Annotated in this window: 17 protein-coding genes and 1 pseudogene; all 18 read left to right on the top strand. The window is 65.9% G+C overall.

Annotation, left to right across the window (positions count from 1 at the left end):
- The first annotated feature begins 127 nt into the window (after window positions 1–127).
- The 18 genes and pseudogenes from rsmH to GUY30_RS09970 all read left to right on the top strand — a co-directional run bounded on the left by rsmH (window position 128) and on the right by GUY30_RS09970 (window position 19,908).
- Window positions 128–1,090: a 16S rRNA (cytosine(1402)-N(4))-methyltransferase RsmH gene (gene rsmH / locus GUY30_RS10055; protein WP_167196930.1), complete on the top strand. Its 963-nt coding sequence runs from the start codon at window positions 128–130 to the stop codon at window positions 1,088–1,090.
- Window positions 1,087–1,653 (top strand): cell division protein FtsL, encoded by a 567-nt coding sequence (locus tag GUY30_RS10050; RefSeq protein ID WP_167196928.1) that lies wholly within the window; start codon window positions 1,087–1,089, stop codon window positions 1,651–1,653. Before rsmH ends, GUY30_RS10050 begins: the two co-directional genes overlap by 4 nt.
- 74 nt (window positions 1,654–1,727) lie before the next feature.
- Window positions 1,728–3,509: a peptidoglycan D,D-transpeptidase FtsI family protein gene (locus GUY30_RS10045; protein WP_167196926.1), complete on the top strand. Its 1,782-nt coding sequence runs from the start codon at window positions 1,728–1,730 to the stop codon at window positions 3,507–3,509.
- Entirely contained in the window at window positions 3,509–5,080 is a 1,572-nt protein-coding gene (locus tag GUY30_RS10040) for a UDP-N-acetylmuramoyl-L-alanyl-D-glutamate--2,6-diaminopimelate ligase (protein ID WP_228281227.1), read from the top strand. The genes GUY30_RS10045 and GUY30_RS10040 overlap by 1 nt, the downstream gene beginning before the upstream one ends.
- A gap of 1 nt (window position 5,081) precedes the next feature.
- Window positions 5,082–6,547, top strand: a pseudogene (locus tag GUY30_RS10035) (UDP-N-acetylmuramoyl-tripeptide--D-alanyl-D-alanine ligase).
- A complete protein-coding gene (gene mraY, locus GUY30_RS10030; protein WP_167196920.1) occupies window positions 6,544–7,632 on the top strand; it encodes a phospho-N-acetylmuramoyl-pentapeptide-transferase in 1,089 nt (362 codons plus the stop codon). Before GUY30_RS10035 ends, mraY begins: the two are co-directional and overlap by 4 nt.
- A complete protein-coding gene (gene murD, locus GUY30_RS10025; protein ID WP_228281226.1) occupies window positions 7,625–9,145 on the top strand; it encodes a UDP-N-acetylmuramoyl-L-alanine--D-glutamate ligase in 1,521 nt (506 codons plus the stop codon). Before mraY ends, murD begins: the two co-directional genes overlap by 8 nt.
- A 1-nt stretch (window position 9,146) precedes the next feature.
- Window positions 9,147–10,727: a putative lipid II flippase FtsW gene (gene ftsW, locus GUY30_RS10020; RefSeq protein WP_167196917.1), complete on the top strand. Its 1,581-nt coding sequence runs from the start codon at window positions 9,147–9,149 to the stop codon at window positions 10,725–10,727.
- Window position 10,728: 1 nt separating this feature from the next.
- Window positions 10,729–11,829, top strand: a complete 1,101-nt coding sequence (gene murG, locus GUY30_RS10015; RefSeq protein ID WP_167196914.1) for an undecaprenyldiphospho-muramoylpentapeptide beta-N-acetylglucosaminyltransferase — start codon at window positions 10,729–10,731, stop codon at window positions 11,827–11,829.
- Between the two features lie 2 nt (window positions 11,830–11,831).
- The gene (murC, locus tag GUY30_RS10010; RefSeq protein WP_167196912.1) at window positions 11,832–13,247 is read left to right on the top strand and encodes a UDP-N-acetylmuramate--L-alanine ligase; all 1,416 of its coding nucleotides are present in this window, start codon (window positions 11,832–11,834) and stop codon (window positions 13,245–13,247) included.
- Between the two features lie 5 nt (window positions 13,248–13,252).
- Window positions 13,253–14,008: a cell division protein FtsQ/DivIB gene (locus GUY30_RS10005; protein WP_167196910.1), complete on the top strand. Its 756-nt coding sequence runs from the start codon at window positions 13,253–13,255 to the stop codon at window positions 14,006–14,008.
- A 270-nt stretch (window positions 14,009–14,278) separates the two neighbouring features.
- Window positions 14,279–15,472, top strand: a complete 1,194-nt coding sequence (gene ftsZ / locus GUY30_RS10000; RefSeq protein WP_167196907.1) for a cell division protein FtsZ — start codon at window positions 14,279–14,281, stop codon at window positions 15,470–15,472.
- Between the two features lies 1 nt (window position 15,473).
- Window positions 15,474–16,232: a peptidoglycan editing factor PgeF gene (gene pgeF, locus GUY30_RS09995; protein ID WP_167196905.1), complete on the top strand. Its 759-nt coding sequence runs from the start codon at window positions 15,474–15,476 to the stop codon at window positions 16,230–16,232.
- A 78-nt stretch (window positions 16,233–16,310) separates the two neighbouring features.
- Complete coding sequence (locus GUY30_RS09990; RefSeq protein ID WP_167196902.1) at window positions 16,311–16,829, top strand: cell division protein SepF; 519 nt, start codon at window positions 16,311–16,313, stop codon at window positions 16,827–16,829.
- A gap of 94 nt (window positions 16,830–16,923) precedes the next feature.
- Entirely contained in the window at window positions 16,924–17,223 is a 300-nt protein-coding gene (locus tag GUY30_RS09985) for a YggT family protein (RefSeq protein WP_062243070.1), read from the top strand.
- 304 nt (window positions 17,224–17,527) lie between these two features.
- On the top strand, window positions 17,528–18,331 hold the full coding sequence (locus GUY30_RS09980; RefSeq protein WP_167196899.1) for a DivIVA domain-containing protein: 804 nt from the start codon (window positions 17,528–17,530) through the stop codon (window positions 18,329–18,331).
- 124 nt (window positions 18,332–18,455) lie between these two features.
- On the top strand, window positions 18,456–18,992 hold the full coding sequence (locus tag GUY30_RS09975; protein ID WP_167196896.1) for a signal peptidase II: 537 nt from the start codon (window positions 18,456–18,458) through the stop codon (window positions 18,990–18,992).
- A complete protein-coding gene (locus GUY30_RS09970; RefSeq protein WP_167196894.1) occupies window positions 18,985–19,908 on the top strand; it encodes an RluA family pseudouridine synthase in 924 nt (307 codons plus the stop codon). Before GUY30_RS09975 ends, GUY30_RS09970 begins: the two co-directional genes overlap by 8 nt.
- Window positions 19,909–19,964: the final 56 nt, after the last annotated feature.

Raw genomic sequence — 19,964 nt, 5'->3', positions numbered from 1 at the left:
TTCGGGGAACTTCCCCGTTTCCGAAGCTCGGACGTCCTGACACACTTCCCCGGTGGCAGGGCCACGGCGGTCAAGGTTCTGGCTCCAGCAGCGCACCCCCGACCACCACCGAATGAAGGACCCACGAATGACAGCTCAGCACGTACCGGTGCTCCTGGAGCGCGTGGTCGAACTCATCGGCGTCGGAGTCGAAGCCGCACGGGAGACCGGGCTCACCCCGGTCGTCGTGGACGGCACTCTGGGAATGGGCGGGCACGCCGAAGCCGTGCTCACAGCCTTCGACGATGTCCACCTCGTCGGCATCGACCGCGATCTACAGGCCATCGCCATCGCGACCGAACGTCTCGCACCCTTCGCCGACCGAGTCGATATCGTCCACGCCGTCGACGATGAGCTGCCCGAGGTCCTCGACGACTTGGGCATCGACGAGATCAGCGCGATCCTCCTCGACCTCGGGGTGTCCTCCCTGCAGCTCGACGAAGACGAACGCGGATTCTCCTACGCCCGGCCGGCGCCCCTGGACATGCGCATGGACCGCACCCAGGAACTCACCGCGGCAGAAGTGCTGGCGACCTACTCCGAATCCGAGCTGCGCCGCATCCTCCGCGAATACGGCGAGGAGAAGATGGCCGGCAGGATCGCGAAGATCATCGTCACCGACCGGGCTGACGCCCCCTGGGAGACCTCGGACCAGCTCGCGGCCATGCTCTCGCGCGTGATTCCGCAGACGAAGAAGAAGTCCCACCCCGCCAAACGCACCTTCCAGGCCCTGCGCATCGAGGTCAACGACGAGCTCGGAGTGCTGCGCACCGCGCTGCCGGCAGCACTGGAAGCCCTGCACATCGGGGGAGTGGCCGTCATCGAGTCCTACCAGTCGCTGGAGGACACGATCGTGAAGAAGACCTTCCGGGCCGCCACGACCTCCTCGGCGCCGCCGGACCTGCCGGTCGTGCCCGAAGAGCACCAGCCCTGGCTGAAGGAGATCATCCGGGGTGCCGAAATGGCTGACGAGAAAGAAGCAGAGACCAATCCGCGGGCGGCGAGCGTCCGACTGCGGGCAGTGCAGAAGATGAGGGAGGCACGATCGTGAGGAATTCCCAGGCGACCGCAGGTCAGCCCCACTTCACCGAACGCGTCCGTCGGCTCGAAGAGGCCGGTGGTCAGCAGGGCGGGGCGAAGCTGCGGCTGCTCAAGTTCGAACTGCCCAAGTCCCGTCTGCCCTTCTCGATGCTGTGCCTGGGGATCCTGCTGGCCACCCTCGTGGCCGTGCTGCTGCTCAACATCTTCGTCGCCAACACCTCCTATAAGGTCGACCAGCTGACGAGTGAGAAGGAAGCCCTGGCCGAGCAGAAGGACCGGCTCATCGAGGACAACTCGTACCGCGAGTCCCCGCAGAACATCTCCCTGGCCGCCGAAGAGCTCGGTCTCGTCCGTGATTCCTCGCCGGAATTCCTCGATGCGAAGACCGGGAAGATCATCGACGCCCCCGGAATCGACGTCAGTGGTGAGAAAGAGCCCACAGTCGTGCCCGGCCCGCGTGCCGATACACGTGATGACCTCCGACCCAATCTACGATCGGATGAGAAGCTCCCGGTCGTCGGGGGCAGCCCGAGCCAGGACGTGGCGGCTCCGAGCCAGGAGGCGCCGAAGTAGTCCGAGCTCACCGGGACCAGGGAACGGCCTGACCGAAACATTCGCCGACCACACCAAGGACCGAGGACAGAGCAATGGGCTCAGCCAAGACCCGACTGAAGAGGAAGCGCAAGGGCGAAGGCCCCGATCTGCGGTGGCGGATGGGCTTCATCGCCGCGGTGTCGGTCCTCGCGCTCCTCATCGCCTCCGTCCGCCTCGTGTCGATCCAGGGAATGGATTCGATGAAGCTGGCGGAGAAGGCTCTGTCGAACCGACTCGTCACTCAGACCCTGCCCGCCGATCGCGGACAGATCCTGGCCTCCGATGGGACCGTGCTCGCCGACAGCGTCTCCCGCTACCAGCTCGTCGTCGATCAGCAGAACGTCGCCCAGTACGAAGTCGACGGCAAACTCGTCGGGGCGTGGGGTGCCGCCGAAGCCCTGTCCAAGCCGCTCAACACCGACCCGGGTCTGCTGTACCCGAAGCTCGTCGGCGACAAGCGCTGGAACCCTGTTGCCAAAGGACTGACCTCGGAGACCTGGCGTGAAGTGAAGGAACTCGAAGTCCTCGGCATCTCTGCTGAAGAATATGCGGTTCGGTCGTACCCCGCCGGCGGAGTCGCCGGCAACCTCGTCGGCTTCCTCAGCTCTGACGGCACGGCCCAGGCCGGACTGGAGAAGGCCTATGACGAGCAGCTGTCCGGCAAGGACGGCCAGCGGCAGTACGAACGCGGTGCGCGCGGAGAGATCATCCCGCTCGGCGACAACAACATGAAGGACGCCGTCGACGGTCAGGGACTGCAGACGACGATCGATCCGGCGATGCAGTACTACGCTCAGCAGGCCATCGAGGAGCAGCGGAAGAAGCACAAGGCCGAATCCGCGTCGATCGTCATCAAAGAGGTCAAGACCGGACGCATCATCACCGCCGCCGATGCTCCCACGGTCGACCCGAACTCTCCGGGCAAGGTCGACGGACCCGACCGCGGCTCGCGTATCTTCACCGACATGTTCGAACCCGGTTCGACCGCGAAGATGGTCACCGCCGCGGCGCTGCTCGACAAGGGACTCGTCACTCCGGAGCAGGAGTTCACTGTTCCGGACAAGTGGAAGGCACCGAACGACGAGGAGTTCCGCGACTCCCACGAGCACCCCGACGAGAAGCTCACCTTCGCCGGAATCCTCGCCGAATCCTCGAACACCGGCACTGTGATCGCCGGAAAGGAACTCACCGAGGCTCAGCGCTACGAGTACATGAAGAAGTTCGGCTTCGGCACCGCCTCGGGCATCGGCTTCCCCGCCGAGACCTCGGGCATCCTGCACCCGTACGAGGAGTGGGACGGCCGTACGAAGTACACGGTCATGTTCGGTCAGGGTGTGGCCGCGAACGCGATCCAGACCACCGACGTCATCGCCACCATCGCCAACGGGGGAGTCCACGTTCCCTCTCGCCTGGTCGACGGAATGGTCTCACCGAAGGGACGGACCATTCCGACACCGGCCGGGGAGAAGCAGCGCGTCGTCAGCGAGAAAGCTGCGGACGAGACTCTTCGGATACTCGAAGGCGTTGTCGCCGAAGGCACAGGCAAGTCCGCCCAGGTCTCGGGCTACCGAGTCGCCGGAAAGACCGGTACCGCGCAGGCGCCTGCGGCCGAAGGCGGAGGCTACGACGGATACACCGCCTCCTTCGTCGGCGTCCTGCCCGCCGAAGACCCCGAGCTCGCGATCTCCGTGACTTTGCAGCGGCCACGTGACGGCTACTACGGTGGACAGGCCGCAGCCCCCGTCTTCTCCGACGTCGCGGGCTTCGCCATGCGGCATCTCAAGATCCCACCGTCGACGCAGAAGCCCGACCTGCCCGCTCGAGAATGGAAATGATGCGTTTTTCACAGCTGCTGCCGGTCGCACCCGGCACCGTCCACGGCGATCCCGAGACAGAGGTCACCGGAGTCTCGCATGACTCGCGGGCGGTCTCACCCGGTCAGCTCTACGCGGCCCTGCCGGGTGCGAACGTCCACGGCGCGAAGTTCGCCCCCGAGCTGATCCGGGGCGGAGTCGACGCCATCCTCACCGACGACGCCGGCTGGCAGGTCATCACCGAAGCACTGAGCGAGAACGAGGCCGACAGGCAGCTGCTCGACAAAGTCACCGCCCTCATCGTCGAAGCACCCCGCGCCGTGCTCGGGTTCGTCTCCGCCGCCGTCTACGGGACCACCTCGGTGCCGGAGCTGATCGGAGTCACCGGAACGAACGGGAAGACGACGACGACCTATCTGGCCGACGGGATGCTCGCGGCACTGGGCCACCGCACCGCCGTCATCGGCACGGTCGCCATCCTCATCGCCGGCGACACCGTGCCCAGTGTGCGCACGACGCCGGAAGCGCCCGAACTGCACGCCCTGTTCGCGAAGATGCGGACGGCAGAAGTCGACACCTGCTCGATGGAGGTGTCCTCCCACGCGCTCAGCCAGCACCGCGTCGACGGGGCGCACTTCGGCGTTGCGGGGTTCACGAACCTGTCCCAGGACCACCTCGACTTCCACAACACGATGGAGGAGTACTTCGAGGCGAAGGCTCAGCTGTTCACCCGCACATTCTCCGACAGGGCCGTCATCGTCATCGAAGACGAATGGGGCGAGCGAATGGCGGCGGCAGCGCAGGTGCCCGTGCGCACTCTCGGGCGCGACGACCGCAGCCAGTGGCGCATCGAACACACCCCGGGCGAAGCGGACTTCGTACTCCACCTCGACGAAGGGCAGAGCATTCGCCTCCGTTCACCGCTGCCGGGCGACTTCAACGTCACGAATACGGCCCTGGCGGCCTCGATGCTCATCGAGTCGGGGATCCCGGCCGCTGAGATCGACGCGATCGGTCGCAGCTTCGTGGCCACGGTGCCCGGACGGATGGAGATCATCGACGTGTCCGGACCGCGGGCACTCGAGGAATCGCACCCGGAAATCCTGCCGCGGGCCATCGTCGACTATTCGCACACCCCCGACGCGATCGCGAAGGCATTGGCGACACTGCACGCCGACTCCGACGAACTCATCATCGTCTTCGGCGCCGGAGGCGACCGTGACCGCGGCAAGCGCTTCGGAATGGGGCAGGCTGCGGCACGCGAGGCCGATGTGATCGTTCTCACCGACGACAATCCCCGCACCGAGGATCCCGACACGATCCGCGCTGCCATCAGGCAGGGAATTGACGCCGAGGTGGATGCGGGGCGGGCCCGTGTGAAAAAGATCATCGAGGTCCCCGATCGCGGTGCCGCCATCGATGAGGCGATTGCCGGTGCAGACCCCAGTGCAACTGTGCTCATCGCGGGCAAGGGGCACGAGACAGGCCAGACCGTGGGCACCACGGTCACCGATTTCGACGACCGGGCCAGGACACGCTCAGCGCTGTCCATGCGACTGGGCGGCGCACAACCAGGTAAAGTTCACAGATGATATGAAGCGACTGACTGCAGCCGAAATCGCAACCGCCCTGAGCGGCGAGTTGTACGGCATCGACCCCGAGACCCCATTGACCGCCGGTGTGGTGACCGACTCGAGAGAAATCGGACCCGGCGATATCTACGTCGCCCGCCGAGGCGAGAGCTTCGACGGCATCGAATTCGCCGCCGCCGCCGTCGAGGCGGGAGCGGCCCTGATCATCGGCGAATCCGTCCCCACCATCGACGACGCACCGCTGCCGGTCGTCGTCGTCGCCGATGCCACCGAAGCGCTCGGCCAGCTGGCCAAGCACAGCATCGAAGGCCTGCGCGCCGACGGTGAGATCACCGTCATCGCGATCACCGGATCCGTCGGCAAGACCACTGTGAAGGACCTCGCCGCCGACCTCCTCGCAGGCGTTGCCGAGACCGTGTGGCCGCCGAACTCCTACAACAACGAGGTCGGCGTCCCGCTGACGGCGCTGCGGGCGGTCGAGTCCACCCGCTTCCTCGTCCTCGAGATGGGCGCCCGGTCGATCGGCAACCTCGCCTACCTGACCAGCCTCATCCGACCGGACATCGCCGTCGAGCTCGCCGTGGGCCCGCCCACTCCGGAGTCTTCGGCTCGATCGAGAACACCGCACGGGCCAAGGCCGAACTCGTCGAGTCCCTCACCGCCGGGTCCGCCGCCGTGCTCAACGCCGACGACACCCGCGTGTCAGCGATGCGCGAGGTCCTCGCTCCCGAGGTGTCAACCCTGTGGTTCTCACAGCGTGAGTCCCTGCCCGAATGGGTCGGAGCCGACGACCAGGTCGTGCGCGGCACGTCCGTTTCCACTGATTCCTCCGGCCACCCGACGTTCACCCTCACCCTGCCCGGTGAGGAGCCGCGGGATGTGCGCCTGGCGCTCATCGGCGAACACCACGTCGGCAACGCTCTGGCCGCAGCCGCCATCGCCCACGCCTGCGGAGTCACGACGAAGTCGATCGTCACGACCCTGTCGACCTCCTCGGCGGCCAGCCGCTGGAGGATGGAGCTCATCGACTCACCATCGGGTGTGACCGTGCTCAACGACGCCTACAATGCGAACCCCGAATCCATGCGGGCTTCTCTGAAGACCCTGGCCTCGATGGGTCGCGGCGACGAGGAGACCAGCCCGCGTCGCACCTTCGCCGTGCTCGGCGAGATGCTCGAACTCGGCGACGAGTCGGTGTCCGCGCACTCGGACATCGGCGAACTCGTCGTGCGGCTCAACATCACCCGCACCATCGTGGTGGGAGAGGGCGCCAAGCCGATCTTCAATGCGGCGAACCTCGAGGGCTCCTGGGGCAACGAGGCGGCTTGGGTCGCCACCGCGGCCGAGGCGAGGGACCTGCTCAACGCCGAACTCGCTCCCGGTGACATCGTCCTATTCAAATCCTCCCGTGACGCCGGTCTGCGCTATCTGGGAGACGAAATCGCCGGAGTATCGGGGGCCCAATGATTGCCGTACTGCTCGCAGCCTGCCTGGCTCTCATCTTCGCCCTTGTCGGCACCCCGCTGTTCATCCGGGTGCTCGTCAAGAAGGGATACGGTCAGTTCGTCCGTGACGACGGTCCGACCTCGCACGCGACGAAGCGCGGCACCCCGACCATGGGCGGCGTCGTCATCATCGGTGCAGCAGTTCTCGCTTACCTGCTCGGACACCTGTTCACCGGTTCCGTGCCCACGGCATCGGGGCTGCTCGTCCTGTGGCTGGCTGCGGGACTGGCGGTCGTCGGATTCCTCGACGACTTCATCAAGATCAAGAAGCAGCGGTCGCTGGGTCTGCGTCCGATGCCGAAGCTCATCGGCCAGGCCTTCGTCGGAATCTCCTTCGCCGTCCTCGCCCTGCAGTTCCCGAACTCCTTCGGCGAGACCCCGGCGTCGACGAAGATCTCGTTCATCCGCGATACGAACCTCGATCTCGCGTTCGGGTCCGCGATCCTCGGCCTCATCCTGTTCGTCATCTGGGCGAACCTCATCGTCACCGCCGTGTCGAACGCCGTGAACCTCACCGACGGTCTCGACGGTCTGGCCGCCGGCGCCTCGGTGGTCGTCTTCGCCGCCTATGTCGTCATCGGCACCTGGCAGTCGACCCAGAACTGCAACCTCATGTCCGAGGCCACGAACGCCTGCTACTACATGCGCGACCCCCGCGATCTCGCGATGGTCGCCGGTGCGATGGCCGCCGCCTGCTTCGGCTTCCTGTGGTTCAACACCTCGCCCGCGAAGATCTTCATGGGCGACACCGGCTCGCTGGCCATCGGCGGCGCCTTCGCCGGACTGGCGATCATGTCGCGCACCGAGCTGCTGCTCATCGTCCTCGGCGGACTCTTCGTCATCATCACCCTGTCGGTGATCATCCAGGTCGCTTCCTTCAAGACCACCGGCAAACGCGTCTTCCGGATGGCACCGCTGCAACACCACTTCGAGCTCAAGGGCTGGGCGGAAGTGACGATCGTGGTGAGGTTCTGGATCATCGCAGCACTCTTCGTCATCGCCGGAATCTGCCTGTTCTACGCCGATTGGGTGGCCCGAATTGGCTGATGAAACCACGCCTAAGGAGATCCCGGCCGCGCTGAGCGGACCGAGCTCCTCGCTGGCGGGACTGCGCATCCTCGTCACCGGTCTGGGCGTGACGGGATTCCCAGCCGCCGTCCACCTCGGCGAACGCGGTGCCGACGTCATCGTCATCGACGGAGACGCCACCGCTGACGTCAGCGAGAAAGCACAGATCCTCGAGGTCTTCGACGTCGACATCCGCCGCGGACCCGAACACGTCGAAGCTCTGCCCGAAGGCGAACTCGACCTCGTCGTCACCTCACCCGGATGGCGCCCCGACCAGCCAGTGCTCGCCGCGGCCCTGGAAGCCGGCATCCCCGTCATCGGCGAAGTCGAACTCGCGTGGCGGATCCGCGGCACCAACGACGCCAAATGGCTGGCCATCACCGGCACCAACGGCAAGACGACGACCACGACGATGCTCGAATCGATGCTGCTGGCCGCCGGACTCAAGGCCAAGGCCTGCGGCAACATCGGCACCCCGCTGCTCGAGGCGGTGCTGGAACCCGGGCTCGAGGTCCTCGCGATCGAACTCTCGAGCTTCCAGCTGCACTGGCAGGAGTCGATGAGCGCCGACGCCGCGGCCGTGCTCAACATCGCCCCCGATCACCTCGACTGGCACGGCAGCGCCGAAGCATATGCCGCTGACAAAGCGAAGATCTTCCACAACGCGAAGCTCGCCTGCGTGTACAACTGCGCCGACGAGGCGACTCTGCACATGGTCGAGGACGCCGACGTCATCGAAGGCGCCAAGGCCATCGGCTTCACCTCCGGCGTGCCTCGCCCCGGCGAGCTCGGTGTCGTCGAGGATCTGCTGGTCGACCGCGCATACATCCCGCAGCGCTACTTATCGGCGGCCGAACTTGCCTCGCTCGACGACGTGGCGGCCGCCACCGGCGTCGCGGGTTCGCAGCCCGCCCCGCACCAGGTCGCCAATGCTCTGGCCGCCGCTTGTCTGGCCCGTGCCATCGACGTGCCCGGCCAGGCGATCTCCGCCGGACTGCGCAGCCACTCGCTCGGTGCACACCGCATGGTCACCGTCGCCGAAGCAGAGGGCATCCGCTGGGTCGACGATTCGAAAGCGACGAACACCCACGCCGCGAATGCCTCGCTGGCCGCCTTCGACTCGATCATCTGGATCGCCGGGGGACTGCCCAAAGGTGCCGACTTCACTTCCCTGTTCGCCGACCACCGCGACCGACTGAAGGCACTCGTGCTCATCGGCTCCGACGACTCGGCCTACCGAGAGGCGATCGCCGCAACCATCCCCGACCTCGAGGTCGTGAGGATCGAACCGGCCCTGGCGGTGGACTCCGGAGTCCCGAAGCGCCGCGGGGAAGCCGTTGCCGCGGCCGCCGTCGACGCTGCCGCACGCTTGGCCGAAGCAGGAGACACCGTGCTGCTGGCGCCCGCGGCCGCGAGCATGGACCAGTTCCTCAACTACAACACTCGCGGCGAACTGTTCACCGAGGCCGTCAACACTCACCTGGAGCGCTGAGATGGGACGGCAGACCACCGCGAAGGCGGATGAACGTCGCCGCCGCAAGCTCGCGAAGACGTCGGCTTCCGCATCCGCACCGCCGAGGTCGAAGCGCGCCGGCGCGGCGACCGCGACGAAGCCTGCGGGTGTGAAGACCGCAGCGAAGACGTCCGGCACGAGGTCTGCCTCCACACCGTCCGCCTCGGCGAAGACGGCAGGGAAACGAACGACGGGGACCGCCTCGGGGACATCGGCCGCACGCGGCACCGCATCCACTGCCGGAAACGTGAAGAAGCCGTCGAAGAAACCCGCGAAGAAACCGGCGAAGGGCACGGGGAAGAGCTCGGTGAAGACCGTCTCGGTGATCAGGAACGCATGGGATCATCTGCGCGGCGACATCGCCAGCCTGTCGGCTCATCCGCTGACGACCTACTTCCTCATCCTCGTCTGCGTCGTGCTGCTCACGGGGCTGGGCCTGGTCATGGTGCTCTCCGCCTCATCGGTCACCTCCTACGACGGGGGAGCGGGCTCCTCGTTCGCCTACTTCAACAAGCAGGCGATGTTCGCAGGGGTCGGCCTCGTGCTCATGTTCGTGGCGAGCAGGATGCCTCTGCTGTTCTGGAAGCGGATCGCCTGGTTCGCCATCTTCGTCGGTCTTTTGATGCAAGCCTTGGTCTTCGTCCCAGGACTCGGCAAAGAGACGAAGGGCAATGCGAACTGGATCGGCTTCGGCGGCTTCCAGATCCAGCCCTCGGAGTTCCTCAAGGTCGCCCTCGCCCTGTGGCTCGGCTTCATCCTGGCTCAGAAGGCCGGGAAGATGACCACTTTCGGCCACGCCATGATCCCCATCGTCCCGGGAGTGCTCGCTGCCGCCGGACTCGTCGTCGCCGGCAACGACCTCGGCACCGGACTCGTCATCATGGCCATGGCAGCCGTGTGCCTGTTCGTCGGCGGATTCCCGACGAAGTACTTCCTGCTGCTGATCGGCGTGGGGGCCGCCGTCGTCAGCTTCTTCGTCCTCAGCTCTCAGAACCGACTCGACCGCATCCAGGCGATGCTCACCGGGCATGCGGATCAGACCGCCGCGGACACCATGGGCCAAGCCTGGCAGTCCAACCACGGGCTGTTCTCCTTGGCATCCGGCGGATGGCTGGGAGTCGGGCTCGGCGCCAGCCGTGAGAAATGGTCCTGGCTGCCTGAAGCCCACAACGACTTCATCTTCGCGATCATCGGAGAGGAGCTGGGCCTCGTCGGCACCCTTGTCGTCATCCTCATCTTCGCCGTCCTCGGATACGGCATGGTCCGTGTGGTGATGCGCTCGAAGAGCCTCATGGTCCAGGTCGCCACCGCCGGTTTCTTCGCCCTCATCGTCGGGCAGGCCGGAATCAACATCGGCGTCGTCACCGGACTGCTTCCGGTCATCGGTCTGCCGCTGCCGTTCGTGTCCTACGGCGGCTCCTCGATCATCGCCTCGCTCCTCGCCGTCGGAGTGGTGCTGTCGTTTGCCCGTGCTGAACCGGGCGCCGAGGCGGCCATCGCCGCCAACAAGGATCGCCTGCGATCCTCTCTCGCCGTGCTTGCCCGCAAGAAAAGGAAATGAGATGACGAGTATCCTCCTCGCCGGTGGAGGCACCACCGGCCATATCTCGCCGATGCTGGCGATCGGCCGTGAGCTGCGCCGGCAGCACCCGGACTGGGATGTCGTGGCGCTGGGCACCCCCGATGGGCTCGAAGCCGATATCGTTCCCCGCGCCGGATTCGAACTGCTCACCATCGACAAAGTGCCCATGCCGCGGTCGATCAGCCCCGCACTGCTGAAATTCCCGGGTCGCTTCCGCGGAAACATCTCCGCCGTCAAGCAGATCATCTCCTCCCGGAGCATCGACGCCGTCGTCGGCGTCGGCGGCTATGTGTGCCCACCGGCGTTCCTCGCCGCCAAACAGGCGAAGATCCCGCTGATCGTCCACGAAGCCAATGCGAAGCCGGGAATGGCCAACCGCCTCGGCGCTCGACTGACCACTGCCGGTCGGGTCGGCATCACCTTCCCGGACACGCAGCTGCGCAATTCGACGCTCGTGGGCATGCCCATGCCCACCGAGATCACCGATCTGAACCGCGGCGACGAGGGACAGCGCGCGGCGTTCCGTGCCGATCTCGGGCTGCGCGACGACCGTCCGGTCCTCGTCGTGACCGGCGGATCCTCCGGTGCGCAGAAGATCAACGAAGCCTTCCTCGCCACCGCCACGGCGTGCCAGGAAGCCGGCATCCAGGTCCTCCACATCACGGGAGCAGGAAAGGGCGACGCGCTGCGCGAGGTCGCCGCCGAGCTGAGCGACTACCACGTCGTGGACTATGTCGACGGAATGCATCGGGCCTATGCGGTCGCCGATCTGCTCGTCGCCCGGTCCGGAGCCGCCACGGTCTCCGAAGCCACGGTCGCCGGAGTCCCGGCACTCTACGTGCCCCTGGCCATCGGCAACGGCGAACAGCGGCTCAACGCCTCCGGCAGCGTCTCGGCCGGTGCCTCGCTCATGGTCGACAATGCCGAATTCTCACCGTCGACGGTCGTCGACACCATCCTGCCGCTGCTCGCCGACGAGTCCCGACTCGCACAGATGAGCCGGGCGGCACTGCAGCTGAACTACCCCACCGATGCCGCGGCCCGCATGGCCGCCATCGTCAACCGCGCGCTGGAAGGCTGAACATGACCTCTGCGAACACGATCCCTGAGAACATCGTTCCCGTCGGCGACCTCGGCGCCGTCCACTTCATCGGCATCGGCGGTTCGGGAATGTCCGGAATCGCGCGGATCATGGTCATGAACGGAGTCGCCGTCACCGGATCGGACGCGAAGGAATCCAACGTCGTCGATGTGCTGCGCACCCTCGGCGCCACCGTCACGATCGGACATTCGGCCGACAACCTCGGTGAGGCCGATACCCTCGTCATCTCCTCGGCCATCCGCAAGGACAACCCCGAACTCGTCGAAGCCCAGCGCCGTGGGCTGCGCATCCTCCACCGCTCAGGGGCTCTCGCCTCGCTCATGGTCGACAGGCGGGCAGTGGCCGTGGCCGGCACCCATGGAAAGACCACGACCACCTCGATGACCACCGTGGCGCTGCAGGCCTGTGGAGTCGACCCGTCCTTCGTCATCGGGGGAGTGCTGTCGACGACGGGCACGAACGCCCACCTGGGCACCGGCGACGTGTTCGTCGCCGAAGCGGACGAATCCGACGGATCGTTCCTCCTCTACGAACCGGCGATCGGCATCCTCACCAACGTCGAAGCCGACCACCTCGACCACTACGGGACCCCGGAGAAGGTGCGCGAAGCCTTCATCGAATTCTGCGACGGCATCCAGACCCGGGGCGGAACGATCATCGCCTGCGCCGACGATCCCGGATCCCACGACGTCGCCCTCCACTCCCGCAGCCAGGGCGCCGACGTCGTCCTCTACGGCACCTCCGAGGACGCCGATATCGTGCTCCGCGACCTCGACTCCGGGATCGGGTCGACTTTCGTCCTCGACCTACCCGGACGGGACGAGGCGCTCAAGGTCGAACTGCGTCAGCCGGGAATGCACAACGCGCTCAACGCCACCGCCGCCATCGCCGTGGCTCACAGCCTCGGCGGCGACGTCGAACGTGCGGCCACCGGACTCGCCGGCTACGGCGGCACCCGCCGCCGCTTCGAAGAACGCGGAATCGCCGGCGGAGTGCGGGTCATCGACGACTACGCTCACCACCCGACCGAGGTGCGCGCCGTGCTCAGCGCCGCCCGCGGAGTCGTCACCGACGGGGGACGCGTCTGGGCGATCTTCCAGCCGCACCTGTACTCGCGGACGATGGAATTCCGTGAGGAGTTCGGACAGGCCCTCGGCCTGGCCGATGAGGTCGTCGTCCTCGACGTCTTCCCCGCTCGCGAAGATCCCGTGCCGGGAGTCACCGGCGCGCTCATCGCCGATCGGGTCCCGCACGAGAACGTGACCTTCCTCGAGTCCTTCGCCGAGGCGGTCCCCTTCGTCGCCGCCCGAGTGCGGCCCGGAGACCTCGTGCTCACCGTCGGGGCCGGAGATGTCACGATCCTCGGGCCCGAGCTGCTGAGCGCACTGGAGGGCTGAGGCCCATGGCGCTGCTTCCCCCGGCCCAGGCCGGTGACAACTCCACTGCGGACCTCACCGGAGTCATCCGTGCCCGCCGCAGGCAGACCTGGCGTCGCCGTCTCATCGCCATCGGCATCGTGGCGGCCCTCATCGCCCTCGTCGCCGTCGCCTGGTTCTCACCCCTGCTGACACTGACGAAAGTGCAGGTCAGCGGCAGTCGGCTGGTCGACACCGACAAGGTCAGCAACTTCGTGCTCGACAGTCAGAGAGGCAGACCGCTGCCGCAGGTGCGTCCGGGCACGGTCGAGGACTCCGTGCTGGGGGAGTTCCCGAAAGCGGAAGCGGCCTCGGTCCACTACGCAGGTCCCCGGGCGCTGAAGATCGAGATCACCGACCGCACCCCGGTCATCGCGATCGAAGGCGAATCCGGCTACCGTCTCTACGACTCCGACGCCGTCGACCTCGGAACGGTCGACAAGGCGCCGAAGAAGCTCACCGTGCTCAGCGGCGGCGGACACCAGCCGGACAGAGAGACCGTGTCGGCGGTCATCCGGTTCATGGGCGAGCTGCGGCCGGAGCTGCGCCGTCAGCTGGTGACGATCGAAGCCAAGGACGCCATGAGCCTCCAGGGTCGCCTCGACACCGGAAAGCAGAAAGCCACGGTCGTCTTCGGCGATTCCTCGGACGCCAGTCTCAAGATGCGCACTGCTGCCCAGCTCGCCGCCGAAGGCCGCACCGAGATCGATGTCTCCGTGCCTTCTGTGCCCGTGACCGACTGAGGCCTGCCCGGCCGGCGTTCGGTCGGAGCCAGTCTCGAACACTCCGTCGCGGCCGGTTCGGGCCTCCGTGAGCTGACCCGTACGGGCCAGCCGCTGCGATTGCCTCCGTTTGGCCCCGACACACCGGGAATGAAGTTTGGCCGAACCCCGACACTCCGGCGAGAATGGTTGCAGTGAGATTGCCCCGGCCAATAGCCTCAGGGCAGAGAACACAGACCGAATGCGCACGCAGACCCTGCGGAGCGCAAGCGCTTGAGACGAGGAACCGACTTGGCTGAATTCCCACAATCCGGAGCGGACATCAAAGTTGCCGGAACCGGCGGCGGCGGTGTCAACGCTGTACAGAGGATGATCGACGTCGGCCTGCGCGGCGTGGAGTTCATCGCGATCAACACCGACGCCCAGGCTCTCGTCCTCTCCGACGCCGATGTCAAGCTCGAGATCGGCCGTGACCAGACCCGGGGCCTCGGCGCCGGCGCGGACCCGGAGATCGGCAAGAAAGCCGCCGAATCCTCGGAAGACGCCATCCGCGACGCCCTCGAGGGTGCGGACATGGTCTTCGTCACCGCCGGCGAAGGCGGCGGCACGGGAACCGGTGCCGCCCCCGTCGTGGCCCGGGTGGCCCGTTCGCTCGGCGCACTGACCATCGGTGTCGTCACCCGCCCCTTCACCTTCGAGGGACGTCGCCGTTCCGCGCAGGCGGAAGCCGGAATCGCGGCGCTGCGCGAAGAGGTCGACACCCTCATCGTCATCCCCAACGACCGTCTGCTCTCGATCTCCGATCGCAGCGTCTCCGTCGTCGAAGCATTCCGCTCCGCCGATGAGGTCCTGCGCTCCGGCGTCCAGGGCATCACCGACCTCATCTCGGTCCCGGGTCTGATCAACCTCGACTTCGCCGACGTCAAGTCGGTCATGCAGGATGCCGGGACCGCGCTCATGGGCATCGGTGCGGCAACCGGAGACGACCGTGCCGTGCAGGCCGCCGAATCCGCCATCGCCTCCCCGCTGCTGGAAGCCAGCATCGACGGCGCCCACGGAGTGCTCTTCTGCATCACCGGCGGCGGCGACCTCGGACTCTTCGAGGTCAATGAGGCCGCACGCCTGGTCCAGGAAGCAGCGCACCCCGAAGCGAACATCATCTTCGGCGCCGTCATCGACGACAACATCGGCGACGAGTGCCGCGTGACCGTCATCGCCGCAGGATTCGACAACACCTCGCCGAATGCGGAGACCGCCGGTTCCGACCAGATTCCGGCCCCGATCCCGGCCGCCGCGCCGGCGGAGCCCGAAGTCGAGTCGCCCGTCGTCGCCGAGTCCGAATCCGAGAACGAGACGCCGGCAGCCGAGGAGCCCGCAGCCGCTCCGCGCCGCAGCGAGGAACACCAGATTCCCGCCACGCTGCCGGGCGAACGCAGCAGCTCGAACTTCGACTCCGACCTCGATATCCCGGACTTCCTCAAGTAATATGCTGCGCTCGAGGTTCGTCATCCCGGGCGGGCGCACCGCCCACATCGCCTTCACCGACCGGCACGGCGGATACTCGAGCGGGGACTTCTCCTCGTTCAATCTCGCCCGCCACGTCGGCGACGATGACGAACTCGTCGCAGCCAACCGAGCCGCTCTCGCTCAGGTCATCGGCCTGAGCGGGGAGCGGCTCTCGTTCGTCTCCCAGGTGCATGGAACCGATGTGCACCTCATCAGCGACGAAGCGCAGCTGCGGCAGACTCCGGTCGAAGCCGATGCCCAGTTGACGACCGTCCCCGGTCTCGGGCTGGCGATCATGGTCGCCGACTGCACCCCGGTCATGCTCGCCGATGCCGACGCCGGCGTCATCGCCGCGATCCATGCGGGACGACCGGGGATGGCCGCAGGAGTGGTCGGCAATACGGTGGCGGCGATGCGCGAGGCCGGTGCACGGGACATCCACGCGGTCATCGGACCCTCGGTCTGTCCCCGCTGCTATGAAGTCCCGCCCGAGCTGAGGAGCGAGGTCGCGGCGATCGAGCCGACGGCCGCCTCGGTGTCGGTGACCGGAACACCGGCCCTCGACGTCGCCGGAGGCGTGGCCGAACAGCTGCGCCGCAATGATGTGACCATCGATCATTTCTCACGCACCTGCACGAAGGAGTCCGAGGACCTCTTCTCCTACCGCAGGCAGAAGCGGACGGGCCGGTTCGCCGGGATCATCTGGCTGCAGGAAGAAAAGACCGCGACACACCCGTAGGACTCACCAGCCCAGATGCTCGCGTGCGATAGTTTGGGCGACAGGTGAGCAAGTGCCGAAGTCCGAGGAGCTTTAGACATGTCAGCAATCAAGAAGACGCTGGAATACCTGGGTTTCGTCGAAGAAGAGGACGAGACCACCCAGCACACCGATCGTCGTGATACCGCGCACCGGGATCGCGAGGTCGTCGAGACCTTCGATGACGCCGAGCAGTACGACGAACCGGCTGCGGCGGAGGAGCGGACTCCGGCACCGGTGACACCGATCCATCCGTCACCGATCCGTCCCGTAGACACCCCTGCGCCAGGAACCTCAATGAATCGCATCAGGACCATCCACCCCCGCAGCTACAACGACGCCATGGTCATCGGCGCCGCCTTCCGTGAGGGCACCCCCGTGATCATGAACCTCTCGGAGATGGACGAGAACAACTCCAAGCGCCTCGTCGACTTCTCCGCGGGCCTCATCTTCGGCCTCCACGGATCGATCGAGCGGGTCACGAACAAGGTGTTCCTGCTGACGCCCGAGAACATCGAAGTCGCCGGTGAGAACGAAGCAGATTCGGACACTCAGGCCAGCTTCTTCAACCAGAGCTGAACAGGCCCGGCGAATCTCTCAACTCGTCCTCAGCTGAAGCCGATAGGCTGAAGGCTCAGCACTCAAGCAACAACGAAAGGCGCGGGGGACCCACGTGGCCATCATCTTCTACATCCTCGGTACAGCTCTGAGCCTCTATGTCTACGTGCTCCTGGCACGAGTCGTGCTCGACCTGGTCCAGGTGTTCTCCCGCGACTGGAGGCCCACGGGCTTCCTCCTCGTCCTTGCCGAGATCGTGTACACACTCACCGATCCGCCGCTGAAGCTGCTGCGCAAGATCATTCCGCCGCTGCGTCTGGGGCAGGTCTCACTCGATCTGGGATTCATCGTCCTGCTCATCGGCATCCAGATCATCGCGTCAGTGTTCTTCAACCTCTCGCACGCCTCCGCCTGATCCCCGTCCGCACAGTGATCTCGGCTGATGAATCACTGTGAATGGGCGCTGGAAACCGCCTGCGGAATGCGCCGATCGATTATCGGGATTCCATTGTGCGAATACCTGATAAATGGTGAATATGCTCACGGGAATTGGCTGTCAGCATACCTGAGTTGTTAGCCTCGAATGCGTAAAACTTCGTCATTGAATGCGAGACACGCCATTACTGCGGGACAAAACTGCAGGTGTTACGCTAATGTGACGTTGAAGCCGTCCTTCTGGGCGGCAGCGTAATGAATGTAGATCGACCGAAGGTGACCTCATGGCGCTCACGCCTGAAGACGTAGTAAACAAGCGGTTCCAGCATGTGAAGTTCCGCGACGGGTACGACCAGGACGAAGTCGACGATTTCCTTGATGAGGTCGTCGTTGAGATTCGCCGTCTCTACCAGGAGAACGACGAACTGCGTCAGAAGCTCTCCACCGCTGAACAGCGTGTGAAGGAACTCGAAGCCGGCGGCGCTTCCGCTGCACCGGCTCAGGACATCGACGCCACTCAGGCGATGCCCGCCGCGGTTCCCGCACCCGAGGAGAAGTCAGAAGCTCCGGCTCAGGCCGAGGCACCTGCCGCTCCGGCACCGGTCGAAGAGACCCCGGCCCCGGCCGTCAAGGAAGCCGCTCCCGCTCAGCAGGACAACTCCGCGGCCCCATCGATGGCCGCCGGTGCTGCCGGTGGAGCTGCGGGTGCCGGTCTCGGTGCTGCCGCAGTCGGTGGCGACGGAGACGCTCATGGTCTCATCGCTCTGGCCCAGCGCGTCCACGACGAGCATGTTGCCGAAGGTGAGCGCAAGCGCGACGAACTCATCAAGGGCGCCGAGAAGGAAGCCGCCGACATCGTCGGCAAGGCCGAAGCCAAGCGCGACGAAACGCTGTCGACCCTCGAAACGCAGAAGTCGACCCTCGAGCGTTCGATCGACCAGCTCTCGAACTTCGAGCGCCAGTACCGCACTCGACTCAAGAGCTACCTCAACGATCAGCTGCGTGACCTCGAGAACTCCACGAGCCTGGCTCCGGAGACCCTCGACGGAAACGGCCCGCTGGGCGGTTCCTCGAACCACAAGCTCTGATCCTCAAGTATCACCGACCGAGGTCCGGGAACTCTGCGGAGTACCCGGGCCTCGGTCGTGTTCGCACACCGGGCGGTCGCAGGCCTGAGTCGGAATCGATCGGCTGTGGGCTAGAATGAACCAAATGAACGATCCTGCCTCACGGGTGAAAAGACCTCGTGCCGCCATGAAGGCCATGCTGTTCACAATCGCGGCAATCGTGGTCGTGATCGATCAGTTCACCAAATTCCTCGCCGTCAGCCTCCTCGAAGACCAGCCGCCGGTGCCCGTGATCGGCTCTCTGGCCGGATTCACCTTCTACCGCAATCCCGGAGCTGCGCTGGGCCTCGGCTCGAGCGTGACGTGGATCTTCCCGATCATCGCCGTCGGCGTCTTCATCGCGATCCTCGTGATCTCCCGCAAGCTCGGTTCGCGCGCGTGGGCGATCGGGCTCGGTCTGCTCCTGGGCGGACTCTTCGGCAACCTCATCGACAGGCTCTTCCGGGAACCCGCATTCCTGCACGGAGCCGTCGTCGACTTCATCGATCTGTCGCTGTTCATCTGCAACGTCGCGGACATCGCGATCTCCGCCGCCGCAGTCACGCTTGTCATCGTCAGCCTCAGAGGCATCGACATCGACGGATCGGACTCCACCCGTGTGAAAGAGGACTCTCATGACTGAACGCTCCATCCTCGTCCCCGAGGGACTCGACGGACAGCGCGTCGACGCCGCGATGTCGAAGCTGCTCGGCCTCTCCCGCACTGCGGCCGCCGATATCTGCGCAGACGGGGGAGTGGAGATGTCGGGGCGCTCGGTCATCAAATCCGATCGCGTCATCGCCGGCGAACGGCTCGACATCATGATGCCGGAACCCAGGAAGCCGCTCGAGGTCGTGCCCGACCCCGTGCCGGGAATGCGCATCGTCCACGACGAGGATGCCTTCGTCGTCGTCGACAAGCCCGTCGGCGTGGCGGCCCACCCGGCTCTCGGTTGGACCGGACGCACGGTCGTCGGCGGGCTCGCAGCAGCGGGCTTCCGCATCGCGACGTCGGGTGCGCCCGAACGTCAGGGCATCGTGCAGCGACTCGACGTCGGCACCTCCGGACTCATGGTCGTGGCGAAGAGCGAATACGCCTACAGCGTGCTCAAACGCGCCTTCAAAGAGCGCACGGTGGAGAAGACCTACCACGCGGTCGTGCAGGGTCTGCCCGATCCCGTGCTCGGCACCATCGACGCTCCGATCGCCCGGCATCCGAAGCACGACGGGCTCTACGCCGTGCGCACCGAAGGCAAGAACGCGATCACCCACTATGAAGTGATCGAAGCCCACCGCCGTGCCGCGCTCGTCGAGGTCCATCTCGAGACCGGACGCACTCACCAGATCCGCGTCCACTTCTCCGCCACCAAGCATCCCTGTGTCGGCGACCTGCCCTACGGCGCCGATCCCGTGTTGGCGAAGGAACTCGGCCTGGAACGCCAATGGCTGCACGCCGTCAAACTCGGTTTCCATCACCCCGACACGCAGAAGTGGGTCGAATTCGAAAGCGGCTATCCCGAGGATCTGCAGACTGCACTCGACCGCATCCGGCCGAACTGAGCCCCGTGCCCGGAACAACATCCCGGGACCCTCCGCGAGGGCGCTGATGGACTAAG

Source organism: Brevibacterium pigmentatum, assembly GCF_011617465.1.
GTDB classification, from domain to species: Bacteria; Actinomycetota; Actinomycetes; order Actinomycetales; family Brevibacteriaceae; genus Brevibacterium; species Brevibacterium pigmentatum.
Note: the sequence above shows the minus strand (reverse complement) of the source record. Positions and strands in the feature narration are given on the sequence as shown.